Origin of the sequence: uncultured Cyclobacterium sp., assembly GCF_963977555.1 — a bacterium.
Lineage (GTDB): Bacteria > Bacteroidota > Bacteroidia > Cytophagales > Cyclobacteriaceae > Cyclobacterium.
In genome coordinates, this window is record NZ_CAXBPD010000018.1 from 132,327 (window position 1) to 149,873 (window position 17,547).

General features: G+C 38.9%; 17 protein-coding genes. 8 read left to right on the plus strand and 9 right to left on the minus strand.

Going from position 1 to position 17,547, the window contains the following annotated elements:
- Positions 1-185 precede the first annotated feature (185 nt).
- The 4 genes from AAC073_RS19815 to AAC073_RS19830 all read right to left on the minus strand — a co-directional run bounded on the left by AAC073_RS19815 (position 186) and on the right by AAC073_RS19830 (position 5,588).
- Positions 186-800 (minus strand): HPP family protein, encoded by a 615-nt coding sequence (locus AAC073_RS19815; RefSeq protein WP_339925543.1) that lies wholly within the window; start codon positions 798-800, stop codon positions 186-188.
- Positions 801-948: 148 nt separating this feature from the next.
- Positions 949-2,922: a cytochrome c biogenesis protein CcdA gene (locus AAC073_RS19820; RefSeq protein WP_339925544.1), complete on the minus strand. Its 1,974-nt coding sequence runs from the start codon at positions 2,920-2,922 to the stop codon at positions 949-951.
- A 97-nt stretch (positions 2,923-3,019) separates the two neighbouring features.
- The gene (locus tag AAC073_RS19825) at positions 3,020-4,411 is read right to left on the minus strand and encodes a dipeptidase (RefSeq protein ID WP_339925545.1); all 1,392 of its coding nucleotides are present in this window, start codon (positions 4,409-4,411) and stop codon (positions 3,020-3,022) included.
- Positions 4,412-4,652: 241 nt separating this feature from the next.
- Positions 4,653-5,588, minus strand: a complete 936-nt coding sequence (locus AAC073_RS19830) for a hydrogen peroxide-inducible genes activator (RefSeq protein WP_339925546.1) — start codon at positions 5,586-5,588, stop codon at positions 4,653-4,655.
- Between the two features lie 267 nt (positions 5,589-5,855).
- Between AAC073_RS19830 and AAC073_RS19835 the strand changes: the two genes are divergently transcribed.
- The 3 genes from AAC073_RS19835 to AAC073_RS19845 all read left to right on the plus strand — a co-directional run bounded on the left by AAC073_RS19835 (position 5,856) and on the right by AAC073_RS19845 (position 9,922).
- Positions 5,856-6,521, plus strand: a complete 666-nt coding sequence (locus AAC073_RS19835; protein WP_339925547.1) for a TonB family protein — start codon at positions 5,856-5,858, stop codon at positions 6,519-6,521.
- Positions 6,522-7,110: 589 nt separating this feature from the next.
- On the plus strand, positions 7,111-8,355 hold the full coding sequence (locus AAC073_RS19840) for a PepSY-associated TM helix domain-containing protein (protein WP_339925548.1): 1,245 nt from the start codon (positions 7,111-7,113) through the stop codon (positions 8,353-8,355).
- Positions 8,356-9,421: 1,066 nt separating this feature from the next.
- Positions 9,422-9,922: a hypothetical protein gene (locus tag AAC073_RS19845; protein WP_339925549.1), complete on the plus strand. Its 501-nt coding sequence runs from the start codon at positions 9,422-9,424 to the stop codon at positions 9,920-9,922.
- Between the two features lie 93 nt (positions 9,923-10,015).
- Here the strand turns inward: AAC073_RS19845 and AAC073_RS19850 are convergent, their stop codons facing one another.
- The 4 genes from AAC073_RS19850 to AAC073_RS19865 form a co-directional block, all read right to left on the minus strand.
- Positions 10,016-10,492 carry a GyrI-like domain-containing protein gene (locus tag AAC073_RS19850; RefSeq protein WP_339925550.1) on the minus strand — a complete coding sequence of 159 codons (477 nt, stop codon included), beginning with the start codon at positions 10,490-10,492 and terminating at the stop codon, positions 10,016-10,018.
- Between the two features lie 22 nt (positions 10,493-10,514).
- A complete protein-coding gene (locus tag AAC073_RS19855) occupies positions 10,515-11,120 on the minus strand; it encodes a TIGR04282 family arsenosugar biosynthesis glycosyltransferase (protein ID WP_339925551.1) in 606 nt (201 codons plus the stop codon).
- Between the two features lie 143 nt (positions 11,121-11,263).
- Entirely contained in the window at positions 11,264-11,635 is a 372-nt protein-coding gene (locus AAC073_RS19860) for a DUF4890 domain-containing protein (RefSeq protein WP_339925552.1), read from the minus strand.
- 96 nt (positions 11,636-11,731) lie between these two features.
- A complete protein-coding gene (locus tag AAC073_RS19865) occupies positions 11,732-13,054 on the minus strand; it encodes an NAD(P)/FAD-dependent oxidoreductase (RefSeq protein WP_339925553.1) in 1,323 nt (440 codons plus the stop codon).
- A 172-nt stretch (positions 13,055-13,226) separates the two neighbouring features.
- Between AAC073_RS19865 and AAC073_RS19870 the strand changes: the two genes are divergently transcribed.
- The 4 genes from AAC073_RS19870 to AAC073_RS19885 all read left to right on the plus strand — a co-directional run bounded on the left by AAC073_RS19870 (position 13,227) and on the right by AAC073_RS19885 (position 15,394).
- Complete coding sequence (locus AAC073_RS19870; protein WP_339925554.1) at positions 13,227-13,934, plus strand: YebC/PmpR family DNA-binding transcriptional regulator; 708 nt, start codon at positions 13,227-13,229, stop codon at positions 13,932-13,934.
- A 249-nt stretch (positions 13,935-14,183) separates the two neighbouring features.
- Complete coding sequence (gene yjjX, locus AAC073_RS19875; RefSeq protein ID WP_339925555.1) at positions 14,184-14,753, plus strand: inosine/xanthosine triphosphatase; 570 nt, start codon at positions 14,184-14,186, stop codon at positions 14,751-14,753.
- 85 nt (positions 14,754-14,838) lie between these two features.
- Complete coding sequence (locus AAC073_RS19880) at positions 14,839-15,153, plus strand: thioredoxin family protein (RefSeq protein ID WP_339925556.1); 315 nt, start codon at positions 14,839-14,841, stop codon at positions 15,151-15,153.
- A complete protein-coding gene (locus AAC073_RS19885; RefSeq protein WP_339925557.1) occupies positions 15,134-15,394 on the plus strand; it encodes a hypothetical protein in 261 nt (86 codons plus the stop codon). The genes AAC073_RS19880 and AAC073_RS19885 overlap by 20 nt, the downstream gene beginning before the upstream one ends.
- A gap of 152 nt (positions 15,395-15,546) precedes the next feature.
- Here AAC073_RS19885 and AAC073_RS19890 read toward each other — a convergent pair whose 3' ends face one another.
- Complete coding sequence (locus tag AAC073_RS19890; protein ID WP_339925558.1) at positions 15,547-16,536, minus strand: NTPase; 990 nt, start codon at positions 16,534-16,536, stop codon at positions 15,547-15,549.
- Between the two features lie 74 nt (positions 16,537-16,610).
- On the opposite strand from AAC073_RS19890, the gene AAC073_RS19895 reads away from it, so the two are divergent.
- A complete protein-coding gene (locus AAC073_RS19895; protein ID WP_339925559.1) occupies positions 16,611-17,495 on the plus strand; it encodes a M28 family peptidase in 885 nt (294 codons plus the stop codon).
- Positions 17,496-17,547: the final 52 nt, after the last annotated feature.

Sequence of the window (17,547 nt, forward strand, 5' to 3'; positions counted from 1 at the left end):
GTTAGAAAATACCAATAGAATTCAACTTTGGCGCTATTTAGAATAAAAATGAACCAGAAATAAAGGGGTGTAATTTTTAAATTATTGTCTTTGTTAAATAGCTATTAAAGGTTTTATGGGTATAAACTGGATATTGGTCTGCTATTTCCAGTATCCCTTTGGGTTTTTCGCTATTCCTTGAAGATTTAGTTTTTTAGGTTCCATAAGAACAATTTCTCAAAATACGTGAGTTTTCGTATATCTACGTTTCTATAAGGGTAGATTCTGTTTTTGGAAATATTGTTGAAAAGTAAAGCTACTACGAGTAAAACCATCAAACCTGTGAAGATAGGATTGAAAACGTAAAAAAAGCCCATTTCCTTAATCTCATCAGAGCCGATATTGGCAATAAGTGCAATGGCTCCTCCTGGAGGATGCAGGGTCTTGGTATACTGCATGACCAAAATGGCCAAGGCTACCGATAAGGCTGGGGAAAGCCAAATAAAATCCTCCATATAGAAAACCTTATAGGTAAATACACCCACAATTGCAGAAAGAATACCACCGAATAAAGTATTTCTAGGTTGCGCCAGGGGACTATTGGAGGCGCTGAAAAGCAGTACCGAGGAAGCACCAAAAGCCCCTATAAGAAACAACTGATCCTCTCTTTCGAGATGGTAAAAATATTGCTGGATCATGCCAATGGCAGCTATGCCAATAAAGGCCCCACAAAAAGACCAAAGGTTGTCAATAGGTTGATGGCTGGTTTCTTTGTAGGCAATCATTTTCACCTTTTGAATCCCCCGCTTTATTTTTTTCATGGGCATATCAAATGCTTTTAAGCCTGTAAAGTTGGGCATTTGCAAGAACCCCACCAAAGATTGACGAGAAATAATCCGGGGAAAAGGAAAAAGCCATCCAGTTAATGGATGGCTTCATATGGCCCTAAATAGAAATAAGAATTATAAACTAATTGTTATTGGTTCTGTTCTGAAATTCCTTACTTGCAGCATCCAGAAAGTCAATGAATTTCTGAATATCCGTTTCGTAAGCAATAGGATTTATAAGTGGGTCCTCCTGATGATCTAGAATCACATAGTAGGGTTGTGCATTGTTTTCGAAACGGGTAATTTGAAAATCTGCATTCTGCTTGCCGATGGTTTTCTTGACCTTATTGTCATAAGTGGAGGTGTACCATTGGTCTTCAGGTAAGGTGTGTCTTTCGTCAATATAAAGCGCCACCATTACAAAGTCTTCTTTCAAACGCTTAAGCACCCTGGAATCTGACCATACCCTGGCTTCCATTTCCCGACAATTGACGCATCCATGTCCTGTAAAATCAATAAACAAAGGTTTGTTTTGTCTCTTAGCTGCTCTAAGTGCCTGATCGTAGTCAAAATAGCCCTGAATGCCATGAGGGAAATGAAGGAAGTCCGCATACTTGGGTGATTCATCCAGTTCATTGTCCGAGGTCTGCCGGCTGATTTTGGACAAGTCAAAATCATGCGAAGAAAGGGGTGGTAAATAGCCACTAAGTCCTTTTAATGGTGCTCCCCACATTCCAGGAATCATATATATGACCAATACGAAGGTAGCAATGGCAAGCATTAGTCTTGGTACACCTAGGGATTCCATAGGGCTGTCATGTGGTAACCTAATTTTACCCAACAAGTACAAGCCCATCATGGTAAAGATCACGATCCAGATGGCAAGGTAAATGTCTCTGTCAAGAATTCCCCAATGGTATACCTGATCGGCAATGCTTAGGAATTTGAAGGCAAGGGCTAGTTCTAAAAATCCAAGAACCACCTTGACTGAATTTAGCCAGCCACCTGATTTAGGCAAAGAACTGAGCCAGCCAGGGAAAATAGCAAATAAGGTAAATGGTAATGCAAAAGCCATTGAAAAGGCCAACATGCCTAAAATTGGCTTGATTAGCGCTCCACCAGCCGAGCTGATTAATATGGATCCGACAATTGGGCCAGTACATGAAAAGGAAACTAGAACAAGGGTAAAGGCCATAAAGAAAATGCCCATCATGCCTCCTTTATCAGCCTTTGCATCCATTTTATTGACCAACCCCGAAGGAAGCGTAATTTCAAACAAGCCTAAGAAAGCCAATGCAAAGAAGATAAATACGGCAAAGAAAAACACATTTGGTATCCAATGGGTAGAAAGCCAGTTGGCAAACTCAGGTCCTTGAACTGCGGCCAACACAGTACCTGCAATGGTATAAATGGCGATAATAGAGAAACCATAAATAAAGGCATTTCTATAGCCTTCCATTTTGGACTTGCCTTTACCAGTAAAGAAGGTAACCGTCATTGGGATCATCGGAAATACGCAAGGAGTCAGTAATGCTGCTAAACCAGCTAGGAAGGCAATGAGCATAAAACCGATCAAGGATTCTTTAGGCTGCTCCAGTGTGATTTTTTCTCCTACCGGGGAATCAGGTACTTGACTAGTAACTGGATTACCCAACGTTATAGAAAAATCTTCCTGATAGTTAATGCAAAGATTGGTAACATCAGAACACATTTGGTAATCTATGGTACCCTTAATTATAGCGTTTTCTTCAGTGATTACCAGTTTTTGTTGAAATTCACCCTCTTTTTCGAAATAGGTAATGTCTCCTTCCCAAACTTCGTCAAACTTTTTCTTTGAGTTAACGGCTTCTAATCCTCCCTCAAGGCTGATCCCTGTGGCCTCTTCAAGGTTGATTTCTGTCAGTAAAGGCCCAAGATCCGGATCAAATTCGTTAGAATAAATGTACCAGTTGAGAGGGATGGAGGCCTTTAATATAAGGGTAACTGTATCTCCAACTGCCGGATCTTTATGGTCAAGTTGAATGTCCCATTTTGGTGGGTCAGTTACCTGAGCGCTTAGTGAGAGGCTTAGGAAAAAGAAGCTTAATGCTAAAAATAATAACTTATTGTAGTTCATTACCGAATTTATTTACCCATTTAGGTTTCACACCACATAGTAATTAAAAACGGTAATGATAAGTTCCGTATTGTACCTTCACTTTTCTTGCTTGGTATTAATCTTTATTGGAAAGTTGGTGAAAATGTTTGAAAAACAAGGCGATGGTTTCTATGCCTTTGAAATAATTGTCTACGCCATAGTGCTCATTAGGGGAATGGATGGCATCTGTGTCCAGTCCAAAACCAAGTAAAATTGGATCCAAGCCCAAAACCTGTTGAAACAAAGCAGTAATAGGAATTGATCCCCCCTCCCTTGTTGGGATGGCTTTTTTACCAAAGGCCTCATCTATGGCTGCTTCAGCTGCTTTATAACCAATTGAGTCAGTAGGAATTACTGCAGCTTGTCCACCATGGTGGGGCACCACTTTTACTTTGACAGCAGGTGGTGCTATACTTTTAAAATGTTCTTCAAATAGTTTGGCAATTACTTTATGGTCCTGATTGGGAACCAATCGCATGGAAATTTTTGCATTGGCTTTTGATGGAAGAACAGTTTTAGCTCCTTCGCCTATATAGCCACCCCAAATGCCATTTACATCCAGGGTAGGACGGATGCCAACTCTTTCTATAGTGGTGTAGCCCTTTTCACCATATGCTTCATTGATGTCAAGTTTTTCCTTGTACTCTCCTTCATCAAAGGGGGCTTTATTCAATTGCTGCCGGTATTCATTACTATATTCTTCTACAGTGTCGTAAAAGCCAGGGATGGTGATGTGGTTGTTTTCATCGTGTAGAGAGCTTATCATCTTGCAAAGCACATTAATAGGATTGGCTACTCCGCCACCAAAAGTACCACTGTGCAAATCCATTTTGGGACCAGTGACTTCTACCTGCATGTAGGCAAGTCCTCGAAGGCCTACCGTTACGGAAGGATGTTCCAATGAAATCATGGAGGTATCAGAAATGAGAACTACATCAGCCTTTAACTTTTCCTGATTGTCACGCACAAAAATATCCAGGTTTTCAGAGCCCACTTCCTCTTCCCCTTCAATCATGAATTTTATATTGCAATTGAGTTGACCGCTCGCTAGCATGGATTCGAAAGCTTTGACATGCATGTAGAATTGCCCTTTATCATCTGCAGAACCCCTGGCAAAAATGGCTCCATTGGGATGACTGCTTGTCTTTTTGATCACTGGCTCGAAAGGAGGTGAATCCCATAAGTCAAGCGGATCAGCTGGCTGTACATCATAATGTCCATAAACCAAGACCGTAGGAGCAGCTGGATCAATTATTTTTTCTCCGTAAACGATAGGATAACCAGCAGTGCTGCAAATTTCAGCTTGATCCACACCTGCGGCTTCAAGGCTGGTTTTTACAAATTCTGCTGCCTTGAATACCTCTTTTTTGTATGCTGGGTCGGCACTAACAGATGGGATACGCAACAAGTCCAATAATTCATCTAAAAATCTTTTAGAGTTGGATTCAATGTATTTTTTCAATTCCATGATGCTTTATTTTTTTTATCAGCCCGTTATAGGCAATTTATCTGCTTTTCAGGCCGATTTAATTTCAGTAAATTATTTCTAGTTCTAGTTTCATCCCAAGCTTTAGGCGAATGTAAATTTACAATTTTGGTAGCATTGTTACCAATTTTTAAGAGGATGCTAACAAAAACCTTTAGTGTTATGTTCTATTAACTTCCAAAAACCTGAGCCTTAAAATTAAGACATTTAAGAGACATCTTTCTTATAATTTAAAATTAACCAATCGTCCCTCCTTATTGGCATGCATGTGAAGAGGAATTGCCGATTGAATTTCTTCGAAAAGCAAAGTAACCAGTTTTTGTTTCAAAAAGCTACGGGTGCGGATAAGGCTTATTTCTCTTACTGGGGGATCTCCTGCAAAAGGCCTGAGTCTTTCCTTTTCTTCTTCGGAAAGATTTTCTGTCGCAAGTTCTGGAAGCAGTGTCATACCCGTATAGCGGTCCACCATGTTTTTCAGCCCTTCCAGTGAGCCACTTTCATAATGAAAATTCTTTCGCTGAAATTTGTTTTTATCACAGAGGTTGAGGACTTGATCCCGGAAACAATGACCTTGCTGCAAAATCCATAAATCTTCGGCAGGAAGATTTTCTACTGGGATTTCTTCCTGATTTAAAAGTGGGTGGGCATTGGATAGATAGACATAAAATTTCTCGTAAAATATCGGCTTTTCTACCATTCCGTTTTCATGCAGAGGACTTACTACTAAACCCAAATCAAGCTCATCGTTTTTGAGGCGGCTTAAGATGTCTTCAGTTACCATTTCCTGTACTTCCAGCAATACATTTGGGTACTTTTCGATAAAATTCCGAATAAAAAGGGGCAATAAATAAGGGGCTAGGGTAGGGATAATCCCTATTTTTATCGTTCCCCCTACTTCTCCTTTGATTTCCGCTACCAGTTCTAAAATGCCCTTACTCTCTGCAACTACTCTCTTGGCCTGAACAACGATTCTTTCTCCAATTTCGGTGGGAATCACCGGCATTTTAGACCTGTCAAATAGAATAATGCCCAACTCCCTTTCCAACTTGCTCACTTGCGCACTTAGGGTAGGCTGGGTGACAAAACAAGCTTCCGCAGCATGTCCAAAATGCCGAAATTTCTCTACAGCCAATATGTATTCCAGTTGTTGTATGGTCATATGCTAAATTCTTCAGCTAAAAATCAAATATAGAAAGCATTTAATCAATATTATACCCCTGAATACAATTGGTTCGACTATTTTTATTTGATCAAAAAATTGACATTAGCATTTTGTGGCCAGGTTGAATGGGGTGTTGAAGCAATAATCTAAGGTTCCGATTTCAAGATATTCCATTTTCAACTAAATCTTCAATATTATGTTTTTGTCTTTTAGTTTATAAATAAAATGAATAGCTTTCGCCTAATAAACTTCAGGTATAATAATATGGTTAGAGCCTTAATTCTTATTCTCCTATGTGGCACCTCATTTTTTTCAGCCAATTCTCAAAGCCTTAAAAAGGTAAAAGAGACCAATAAAAACCCTTCGACTGTCTCTACTTACCATGTGCTTGAGGGGCAACAAACCAAAGAAGGAGCTGCTGAAATTAAGTACAAAGGAAGTCTTGGGTTCCGAGTAAAAGGACAATATAGTCAGGGAGATAAGGCAGGAACCTGGGATCATTTTGATGCTGACAACACTTTAATTCAACAATACAATTTTTCCACAAAATCGTTCGAATACCTTCAAGATTTCAAATCAGTAAAGGCCGTTTATATTTTAAAGGACGAAGATTTGGTGGAAGCTAAAACAGGAGCCATGCCTGTATTGTTGGGAGGGGATGCTAAGTTTTTCTATTTTCTGGCCAATAATATTCAATATCCACATGCGGCAAGAGCAAAAGGCGTTACAGGTACCGTTGGAGTGATGGTAACCATTACCAAAGAAGGAACGATGAAGCGTCCATTTATCCCGCAGGCAGGGGACAAGTCCCTAGATGCAGAGGCCTTAAGGGTAGTTTCTTTGATGCCAAACGATTGGGTTCCGCTATTTATGGATGGAAAAGCTACCGATAGTTTGGTGTTACTGTATATAAACTTTCAATTGGGCTAATAAGTAAAGACCTTAATTCCTTTCCAAAGTGTTTTTTAAAGCCATTAAGAATTGTGCTAAGTTCCGATAAGCCTTGTGAATACCAAATTTAATTGACTTTTTCTATTAATATTCGTGAAACTGCACTTAGTGCTCCTATGTCCTTTATTCAAAGGGGTAAGGCCAAACAGGTACAAGGGAGATGGAAGGAAAACACCGGTTATATTTCCTTAATGCCTATAAAGATGGATCTAAAGTCCTCTTTATTAGGTATTCTGTAATCCTTGAAATTAATTTCCAATTCTTTACTGACAATTTAAAGGTTTTTTTATATTTGCATTTCCATTAACCTTTCTTAGATTTAATCTAAATAATGTTTAAATTGATATTCCTGTGAAAAGCTTTGGGATTGTATCTTGTAAGTGATACAGGATCAATGATTTAATGCACTTTCATAGAGGAAGAAGTCTTTATAAAAAGAAAGAGGATCAAGACTGTGTTGACTTTTTAAATGAGTAGCACAAGTAAATGAATAGAATATAATTTGAGCATGGGATTTACCCTAATCGGCTAATTTTCATTGTTTTTTATAAATCAATTTACCAAGTATATGACTAAGCAGAAAAAATCCAAAGTTTGGGCTAAGACCAGGAAGTTTTTCAATGATATCCACCTTTGGGCAGGGTTGATAAGTGGGATAGTATTATTGGTAGTCTGCTTGACAGGTACTGTATATGTATACAACACGGAAATCCGTGAGTGGAATGCTTCACATCTTTATAAGGTAAACAATAGTGAGGGCAAGGAGGCGCTAACATCAGATGAATTGCTTGCCAGGGGTAGACAAGTTATCGAGGGAAATATTACGGCTGTGAAAATTTCATCAGATGAAAATAGAAGCTTTCAGATAAATGCAAGGGCAGAGGGAGATAAAAGTAGGTTTGGAACCACCTATTTCTTTAATCAATATACTGGTGAACTGCTAGGAGATAGCAATGAAGAAAATTCGGCAGCTACATTTATGGGATACATATTTTCCTTACACCGCTGGTTGTTGTTGGACAAAATTGAAGCACCAATTTTTGAAGGCTTAGAAAACAGAAAACTCGGTAGTTATATCACTGGAGCCAGTACCATCCTATTTACGATAGGTGTTTTAACCGGATTGGTGATCTGGGTGCCACGCAAAGCCAAGTATTGGCGTCAAGGGCTAAAGATTAAATTTAGCAGCAATTGGAAGCGTATCAATCATGACCTTCACAATTCTCTTGCGCTGTATTCTGCGATCATTCTATTTTTAATGGGAGTGACGGGACCTTTCTTTTCATTTCCCTGGTACAGGGAAGCTTTGCAAAAATCCTTGGGGACTTACCAAGAGAGGAGTGTAAGGAGACCGGCTCAAAATGCGGGTTCGGGTAAAAAGGAAGCAAAAAAAGAGGAATCCAAAATAGAAATGCTGCCTTTGGAAGAATATTTGTACAGCGTGGATCAAACGCTTGACTATGCAGGTGAATACACGGTTAGCTTACCAAGTCCTGGTGCTTCTAAAGTTAATATCAGTAAGAAACGTGCAGGTTTTTTTGCTCCGGCAGCGTCTGATAAGTTAGTTTTGGATGTGGCATCTGCTGAGGTGTTGGAAGCGGACATTTTTAGAGACAAGCCTTTCAATGAGCGGGTTTCAGGTTCTATTAAGGCTTTGCATTTAGGGGATGTATATGGATCATTCTCTAAATTACTCTACTTTATCTCTTGTTTGATTGCCACTAGTCTTCCTATTACTGGCACAATTATTTGGATCAATAAGATGAAGAAACCCAAGAAAAAGAAGGAAAGAAAAGCAGCAGTTTCGGTTTGATAGGGTGAGGGATTAAAACCGAATTTGAATTTATTGGTAAGTATAATCCCCTTTCAAGGTGGCAGCGTTTGTCCCGGCCAAAGTCGGGAGGGATTTACACGGGATAATAAATCCTTGGCAGAAATTAAACAATTAACGGTAAACTTTATTTAGGACGAGTCATTTGGTAGTTAAGCGTACCCAGGAATTTGTCAGCATTGTTGCAAAAAAAATAGACAAATATACCGCCAGAGTCCTGTTGTATCTCCTGTTTCGCCATGGCCTCACAGCCCTGGCTACAATAATATCACCCCTCTGGCTTTTTGGGATTTATGAAATTTCTCAGTCAACATCAAAATTAAATTTTAGTTAAAAAGAGTTGGAAAGCATTATGGAATAGGGTGGGCATCTGATATTTAAACGCCCCGATACGATAGTATTCTATGCTATTTGTAGTTTCCAGTTTTCTTATGAAATATCAGGTATAACCATTTCAGCCATTTAATTTTTATAAAGCCTTAAGGAGAAAGGATATTTTTTGTAAGGTAAGATGGATGCCTTCATTTTTTGTTTTATTTCTTGCTTCTTGTCTTTTCCCCTAGAAAAAAAGATAAAAAACAATCCCAACAAAGAGCAAAAAGGAAATCCTACCCAGCCAATAATTGAGCTTGGTCCAGCAGATTATTTGCTTGATTTTTAAGTTTAACTCTTCGGTCTCGATTTGGTCAAAAAGTTGGGACAGCTCTTTTACAGAGTAACGCAGGGAAATGCTTTGTTTGTTAATGGACAATTGATGCTTCTTTAAAAGCGCACTAACTTTAAAATAGATCTTGAATCCAACTATTACATGAATTACAAATAGCACATATACACTGTATAGAAAAGTCATTTTTTTTGCGAATAGGCCCTAGCAAAAAGCTTTTGTCAATGTTTGAATGTAAGAAATATTATTTGATTTAATGTTTGCCTCAAAATCTGTAAAAATTAGTTTGATGCGTTTTGTTCACAATAAAGCTAATATTTTGATTTATTCTGAGACGAAATGAGCGTATAGTGCGTCTTAAACAATTAAAGCAGCTAATGTATTATGAAAAAGAACCACGTTTTTCTAATGTTATCTTTATTTCTCTTATGGATGAGCTGTGTAGAGGAGGAGCTCATCGAAGTCCAAAACCTTTATGGGAACTGGGAAAATTCTTTTTATCTTGAAAATCAGGATTTGAATAAGGTAGATACCTATGGCTTTGATAAAACCGGAAGGTATTATAGATATATTTCTTTTAAAGATCCCGAAAGCCAACAGACGATAGGTTACTCAATGTATTTAAAAGGTAATTATACTTTGGAAGGGAATGAATTGGTTCTGAAAGAAGAAAGTGGGCTTTATAATTTAGGGGAAGACCTTTATGAAGACATTGATGGTCTTTCAGAAATTGATGTTGTAGAAAATACAACTGTAAGTTTAGCATTTAAAAGTAGCAGGCAAATTTTGGAAATTACCAAAACCTGTAGTCCATTGTTATCCAGTATTTGTATTCCTGTTACCGCCTATAATCGAAGAGAATATGCCTTGTTTTCTCCCCAGTGATTTAACCTGAAATGGGTAATAGACGACAATTAGGAGATGGACCTGGTAAACCCTAATGCATTTTTTGGGTTTAAGTTTAACAGAAAAAAGATATTATTTATTTTTTAGCGGAATCCAAATTTCTTCTTCAGACAATGGAGAGCTGTTGCTGTATTTATCTCCCATCACCTGAAAGTGAGGCCTGTCATCTAGTTGATAGTCGTATTGGGGTACCCAGGTGCAATAAATGTATTCAAAAATGCTTTTGTCTATACTTGGTCCTTTATAGTTAAAGACAGCATAGAGGCCTCCCTTTAGGGATAAAGCTGTAAAGTCATCGGGGATTTCAGTCAAATCTTCTACTTCTATACAAGCCCACTGATCAAACTCTTTTGTTGGATCAAAGGAGGCAAAATGGTCCCGATCATAAACTTGTAAAGCGATCAATTCTTGAGATTTCAGGTTGGGAATAGTTGCCTTAATGGTAATAAAGCTTTTCCAGAGCTTAGCCGTTCGATTATTTACCAAACTCATCCGACAGCTTTTACCTACCAGCTGTTTGTCTTTGCTATTTACTATTCGGGCCTGCATATTCTCGGGTATGATTTTAATATTATGGGATCTTTGAAACAAGCCCTTTTAGCGCTTCATTGAGATCCTTGTATTCATCAATGTCATTTAGGCTTTCCAAAAGGTGTGTTTTTAGTGGGATTTTTTTCGCAATGTCCATGGTTTCAGTGAATACTGACTTGGTGCTCCATTCAATGTTTTCAAACAAACGGGGATCATTTTTATTTAAGCCTATGAGGTAATAACCTCCATCATTGGCTGGACCCAAGACCAGGTCATTCATAACCAAATTATCCAATGCTTCCTCAATATGGCTTTGCTGAAGCTCAAAGCAGTCCGTGCCAATGATTAAAACCCTGCCATAATCCTCTTTGAAGGCTTGTTCAAATGCATTGTACATTTTTTCTCCCAAATTGTCTCCCACCTGTTGATAGAAATAGTAATTGTGAGCAGGATAACGTTCCTTATTTATTTGGCCATCATGAAAGACCAATACATCTGCTTTTGTCCTTGCCAACAGCTGATGGGTGTAATTCAGCAAGTAGCTGTATATATATACCGCTTTTTCATTACCGATCTTAGCAGCAAGTCGGGTTTTCACTTTTCCCGGAGCTGGATACTTTTGAAAAACAATAATGGCCTGTTTCATAGAGAAGGCAAAATTACAGTAAAATTGGATAAGGCATAAAAAAAGCCAAGGCATCTTATTCTAAAGTAACCAATGATTGACTATTGAGTACTTTAGGTAACACCTTGGCTTCTTATTAATTTGTGTTTTTTGATTTAGGGGCCTTATTCGCCATCTCTTTGTTTCCCTCCTCTTCCTTTGCGCCCTTTAGAACGACCTTCTTTTTTTTCTGCTTCCCATTTTTCCTTTTGCTCAGGAGTAAGGATGGCTTCCAGTTTTTGTTGGTGTGCCTCTCTTGCAGCCTTCATTGCTTCTCTGTCAGCTTCTTTGGATTCCTTTCGACTATTAGCTTGCTCAAGAAATAAAGCGCTGATTTGCTTCTCCTGTGCCTCAGTCAGGTCCAGTTTCTCATCCATCCTCTGGGTCATCCTTTCGGCCATCTTCTCAGGGTTAACTTCTCTGTCGCCTTGTCTTTGCGCTTGTACGTGCACCACGGTAGCTACTACCAGTGCACAAATCATTATTAACTTTTTCATATCTGTTCTATTTTTAGATTGTATAGCTGTTAGACCAGAAGAAAGTGTACAAGTTTAATGTCCAGGTGTTAAGGAATGTTAAAAAAATAAAAACGATTAGTTTTTTTCTTCAATCAATTCTTCCCTGTCTTTTGGTTTGACATAAGTAGGTCTAATTAACAATCTAAGAGATGGGTCGAAGGCAAGATAATTCCAGGACCAGTCTAAGAAAATAAAAATTCTGTTCTTCACGCCAAGGATTGCCATCAAGTGCACAAAGAGCCAAATCAGCCAGGCCAGCACACCCTGAAGCTTGATAAAAGGTAAATCAACCACAGCTAGTTTTCTTCCTACGGTAGCCATGCTACCCAGGTTCTTGTATTTGAAAGCTTTTGAAGGTTTGTTTTTCAATTTGGCAAGGAAATTATCGGCAAGGTTGTCCGCTTGCTGAATGGCCACCTGGGCCACTTGTGGGTGTCCTTTTGGATAATCAGGCAATTGCTGCAAGGAAAGATCTCCCAATGCATAGATGTTTTTGCTCTCCTTGACCAAATTGTGTTCATTTACAAGTAGGCGACCATTTTTGAACATTTGAGCCTCTTGAAGGCCCTCGATGTGATTGGGTTTAATCCCTGCTGCCCAAAGCAAGGTATTGGTTTGAAGGAGCTTTTCACCCTTTATAATTACATTAAGGCCATCATAGTCTTCCACTGCTGTTTGCAGCATAATTTCTACTTTGAGAGACTCCAGGTATTCTTTTGCTTTAAGACCTGATGTAGGAGACATTCCCGCCAAAAGAGAGGGACCAGCCTCTATGAGCACCACTTTCATGTTGTGAAAATTAAGCTGTGGGTAATCTTTAGGAAAAACCTCGTTTCTAAGCTCGGCCATTGCACCAGCCAACTCTACACCGGTGGGTCCTCCGCCTACTATCACCACATTCATCAATGCTTTTCTCTTTTCTATATCTGCAATGTTGATGGCCCTTTCATAGTTTGAGATGATTTTATTCCGAATAAACAAGGCTTCAGACACTGACTTCATGGGGATGCTGTTTTCTATGATGTTTTTAATTCCGAAGTAATTGGTATCAGCACCCATTGCGAGGACCAGGTAATCATATTCAACATAACCAATATCAGTATAAAGGCGATTTTGACTTTGGTCGATACGTTGGGCTTCGGCCATCCTAAAGGTTACATTAGGCGTATTGTGAAACACCTTACGCAAGGGGAAGGAAATGGCACTTGGCTCTAGGCCAGCTGTAGCTACCTGGTAAAATAGGGGTTGAAACTGGTGGTAATTGTTTTTGTCAAGTAGCACCACTTGGTATGCTTTGTTTTTTAATTTCCTTGCAAGTTTAAGACCTGCGAAACCAGCGCCAATTACAACTATTCGGGGCAGGGACAATTCGGGAAGGTTTGGAAGTGGTTGGTCCATTATAAAAATGTTTAAATGAGGTTGTATTACCTAAAAATAAAACGTATATCGTGGGCCATAGTTCAACAAATACCCAAAACCTTGCAACTAGATTAGTCTTGCTTAGTTTTGCTTGGATATTAGTCCTATCGAAAAATTTATTTATTTTTACAATCCAGAAAAATAAAAACTTATGGGAAGAGCATTTGAATTTAGAAAAGAAAGAAAATTCAAAAGATGGAATCTAATGTCCAAGGTGTTTACCCGCCTAGGCAAAGAAATAGTGATGGCGGTAAAGGCCGGCGGACCTGATCCGGCGAACAACACCAGACTAAAGACCATCATTCAGAATGCCAAGGGTGCATCCATGCCTAAGGACAGGATAGAGGCGGCGATTTCCAGAGCCAGCAACAAAGATGAAAAAGACTACGAAGAAGTAGTTTACGAGGGATATGGTCCCCATGGTATTGCGGTTCTTATTGAAACATCTACTGACAATATCAACAGAACAGTGGCCAATGTCAGGCATTATTTCACCAAAGCTGGTGGTTCTTTAGGCACTAGTGGTTCCGTTAGTTTCATGTTTGACCACAAGGCGGTTTTTCGTTTTCTCAAAGCAGCCTATGATTTAGAGGAACTTGAACTGGAATTAATTGATTTTGGCTTAGATGATATTGATGAGAATGAAGGAGAAATTTTTGTCTACACTGCCTTTGAGGATTTTGGCAACATGCAAAAAGCACTTGAAGACAGAGGTATTGAGGTCATAAGCGCTGAAATGCAACGTTTCCCAATGTCGACAACTGATGTCACAGAAGAACAAGAGGCCGATATAAACAAAATGATAGAGCGGATAGAAGAGGATGATGATGTAAACCATGTTTATCACAACATGTCTTAAACCCGAAATATGCAATAGCCTTTCTATAACGTGATGATCCGCTGCGGCGGACAAATCAGTCTAATCGTTGCTATTTTCGACCTCAGCATAACGGTGCTATGAATCATTCTCCAGATAGCCTGATTTTCTTGCGCTTACATCACTTCCCGATGAAGTCGGGACAGCCACTACGCTATACCAAAGCAGAGGCGGAGAAAAACTATTACGTAATCTGGGTGAAACCAGGTATTTCAAAAATTAATTCACATAATGGCATTCCCTAAAAGAAGAAATTTACAGGAGCAAAAAAGGCAAAAGTTAGTAATTGTCGGCAGTAAGAACCCTGTAAAAATTAAAAGTACCGAAAACGCATTTTCCACCTTGTTTGATGAAAGTTTTATTGTTCAGGGATTGAATGTTGACCCTAAAGTAAGTCCACAACCCAAAGGAGACGTGGAAACCTATACAGGTGCCTACAACAGGGCTTTTGCCTCCAAAAATGCTTTTCCAGAAGCCGATTTTTGGGTTGGAATAGAAGGTGGTGTGGACAATGTTGGAGAGCAAATGGTCTCCTTTGCCTGGATGGTGGTATTGAATAATGAGAGTACTATTGGGAAAGCCAAGACAGCAACTTTCTTTTTACCTGAGGCTGTAAACAAAATGGTCAGTGAGGGGATGGAACTGGGTGAAGCAGATGACAAGCTGTTTAATCGAACCAATTCAAAAGAGAGTGGTGGAGCCGTTGGTATTCTTACAAATGGTGTAATCAGTAGGGCTGATTATTATCAGCAAGCAATTAGTTTGGCCCTTATCCCATTTCTTCAAAAAGAGTACTATTAAGAATGGCTATCGCTCATAGATATTTTCGATTGGATATATTTAATTATAGTAATTACCTTTGAGCTTCAAATAAACCAAAAGTTATATGCTACAAGAATTAGAATCAGACAATTTAGGACAAGTCATTAAGGACAACGAAAAAGTAGTGGTTCAATATGGTGCTACCTGGTGTGGCAACTGTAGGATTATGAAGCCTAAAATGAAAAGATTGAGTAAGGATTATGAAGGGATCACTTTTTTGTACGTTGATGCAGAGAAACTTCCAGAGTCCAGAAAACTAGCTGAGGTTAACAATTTACCAACTTTCGCGGTTTTTAATGGTGGATCACTTATAAATCAAATACAAACAAATAAGGAAGAGGCTTTAAAAATACTGATAGATGAGGTTGCCAATAATTAAACATGTACTGGGTTTCATAGAGGAGAACGATGAGGACTGGGTAGTAGAAACCATAGAACTTCTTGAGTCAATGACGGAGATAAGCAGTTTGAAGGATGAGGAATTGGATGTGATGGGCGAATTGCTTTCCAATTTATACGGAACCTTAGAAGTTCAGAAAATGATCAAAGAAGAGGGAATGGATAAAAAAGAGGCCATGAATGCTTTTCTGAAAAGAGTAATGGGTTCAATAGATAAGTAATATTGCATTAGAGAAGTAGAAAAGTTGTTTATCACCCAAATAAAATCTGCTATTTCTAAGTGTGGAGGTAGGTCCTTTGGATCTACCTTTTTTAATTCACCATAGGTCAAGATTTTAATATGGGAAATTTGAATGATACTTTGCCTGGATTTTCATGGGGTGATTTGATCTAAAAAATCTTTAAGCGCTAATCGCCAATCAGGTGAGGCATCCCATTTTTCTCCGATGTACAATTCATTCCTTACCAGAAACCGGATGTAATATTTAACCACAATTGCGTCTGGATTTTTACCTTGTTCCAATGGCACACCCATACTTCTCATCAGGTCAGCTTCCCGCCCTTCCTGCTTCATGAGTATAAACTGGACCTTTTCGCTGATAAGTTCCTGGTTTGACTTAGAAGTTGTCAGGAATTCAGTTTGAAAAGGATACTCAGCTTTAAATATTTGTTCTATACCTTCTCTTTGAGCACGTTGCTCTTCCATTACCTGATTTTGCTCCTTACCATAGATGTCTTGCCGGAATGTATTCAGATAGCTCTCATTGCCAGCAGCACCCGTGAGTAGAATTCCTAGCTTGAAAACGTCCAGATTTAAAGGAGCAGCTTGTATGTACCCGCTATTTACCGAGTTATTCTCCAATCCCGGAATAGAAGGGTATTCAGGTACTTCTATTACCAAGAAATTTTCACTTCTTTTGTTTAATCCTATAGCTTGGATCTGTTCCTTAAATTCGCCCTTGTCACTTGCTTGAGTGGACCAATTATTGCCGGGAGAGATAATATTACCATTGCCTGAGAAAGGGAAAATATGACAAAACAGACGGCCATCCTCTTTTCTGATCAGTAAAACAATGTTTTTAATCTGCCGTGTAGAAAAATGGCTTGCGTAGGCATTTTTTATCGCATCTGTTAAAATCACTTCTTCCAGGTCGAAGTAGGCAACGGGATCTCCTCCAGCAGCGACCAAGGCAGGATGAATTTCTTCAGCCAGATCTTGCCAATTTACAGGAGGAAGGGGTGAGGTGGCTGCTGAAACAAGAACCACAGACTTTCCGTCTAAAAATTGATCTACAGGTGTTGTTTGGGCAATGTTTACCAGAGAAAAAAAACACATCAGCCCTGTCAAAGAAATATATTTCATAAACAAAGTCAAATCCACATCTGAAAGTTTAGTATTTTCACGAATATACACAAGCCATTGTAAAATCTTTCGTTATGAAAACGATTACCTACTTAATTTTATTACTTTTTTGTTGTTTACCATCCTTAACATGGTCTCAAAAGATAGATAAACAGACCTTGTTGGAGGATGTACAGTATCTTTCTTCAGACAAATTAGCTGGGAGAGCTACAGCCACTCAAGGCAACGAGTTGGCTGCTAATTATATTATCAGCAGATTTGAAGATTTAGAGATAAGCAGTCAATACCCTGATTACATTCAAAATTTCACTATAAGTGAAGAAACAGAAGGAAGAAATATCATTGGATTTATTCCTGGAACATCTTCTTCAAAAATCATTTTGCTAATGGCGCATTATGACCATTTGGGTGAGAAGGACAATAAAATCTACAATGGGGCAGATGACAATGCTTCAGGAACGGCTACTTTATTGAATCTGGCGGCTTATTTTATGGAAAACAAACCCTTGCATTCCATTCTCTTTGCTGTAACTGACGCTGAGGAATTAGGTCTACTAGGAGCCAAAGCCTTGCTTCAAGACTTCCCCTTTCCTTTAAAGCAGATCAATTTGGTAGTCAATATGGACATGATAAGTCGAAGTGAAGAGAATACCCTTTATGCTGTAGGCACTACCTTTTACCCCCAATTCAAACACTACCTGGAGAAAGCGGGCAAACGGTCTCCTGTGGAACTGGTTTTAGGGAATGATGGAGGAAAAGGAGAACTTGATTGGACCAATGCCTCTGACCATGGGCCTTTTCACAAAAAAGAAATTCCATTCATTTATTTCGGCGTGGCAGATCATGCCGATTATCACAAGCCTACAGATACCTTCGATAACATCCAACAGACATTTTATTTACAAGCCAGTGAGCTTATATTAAATGTGCTTTTAGAAATTGATGCTACGATTGAGTGATTGGATAAATTAAATTTGAAGGGGATGACTTTGCCAGCTGTTCTAAATCAAC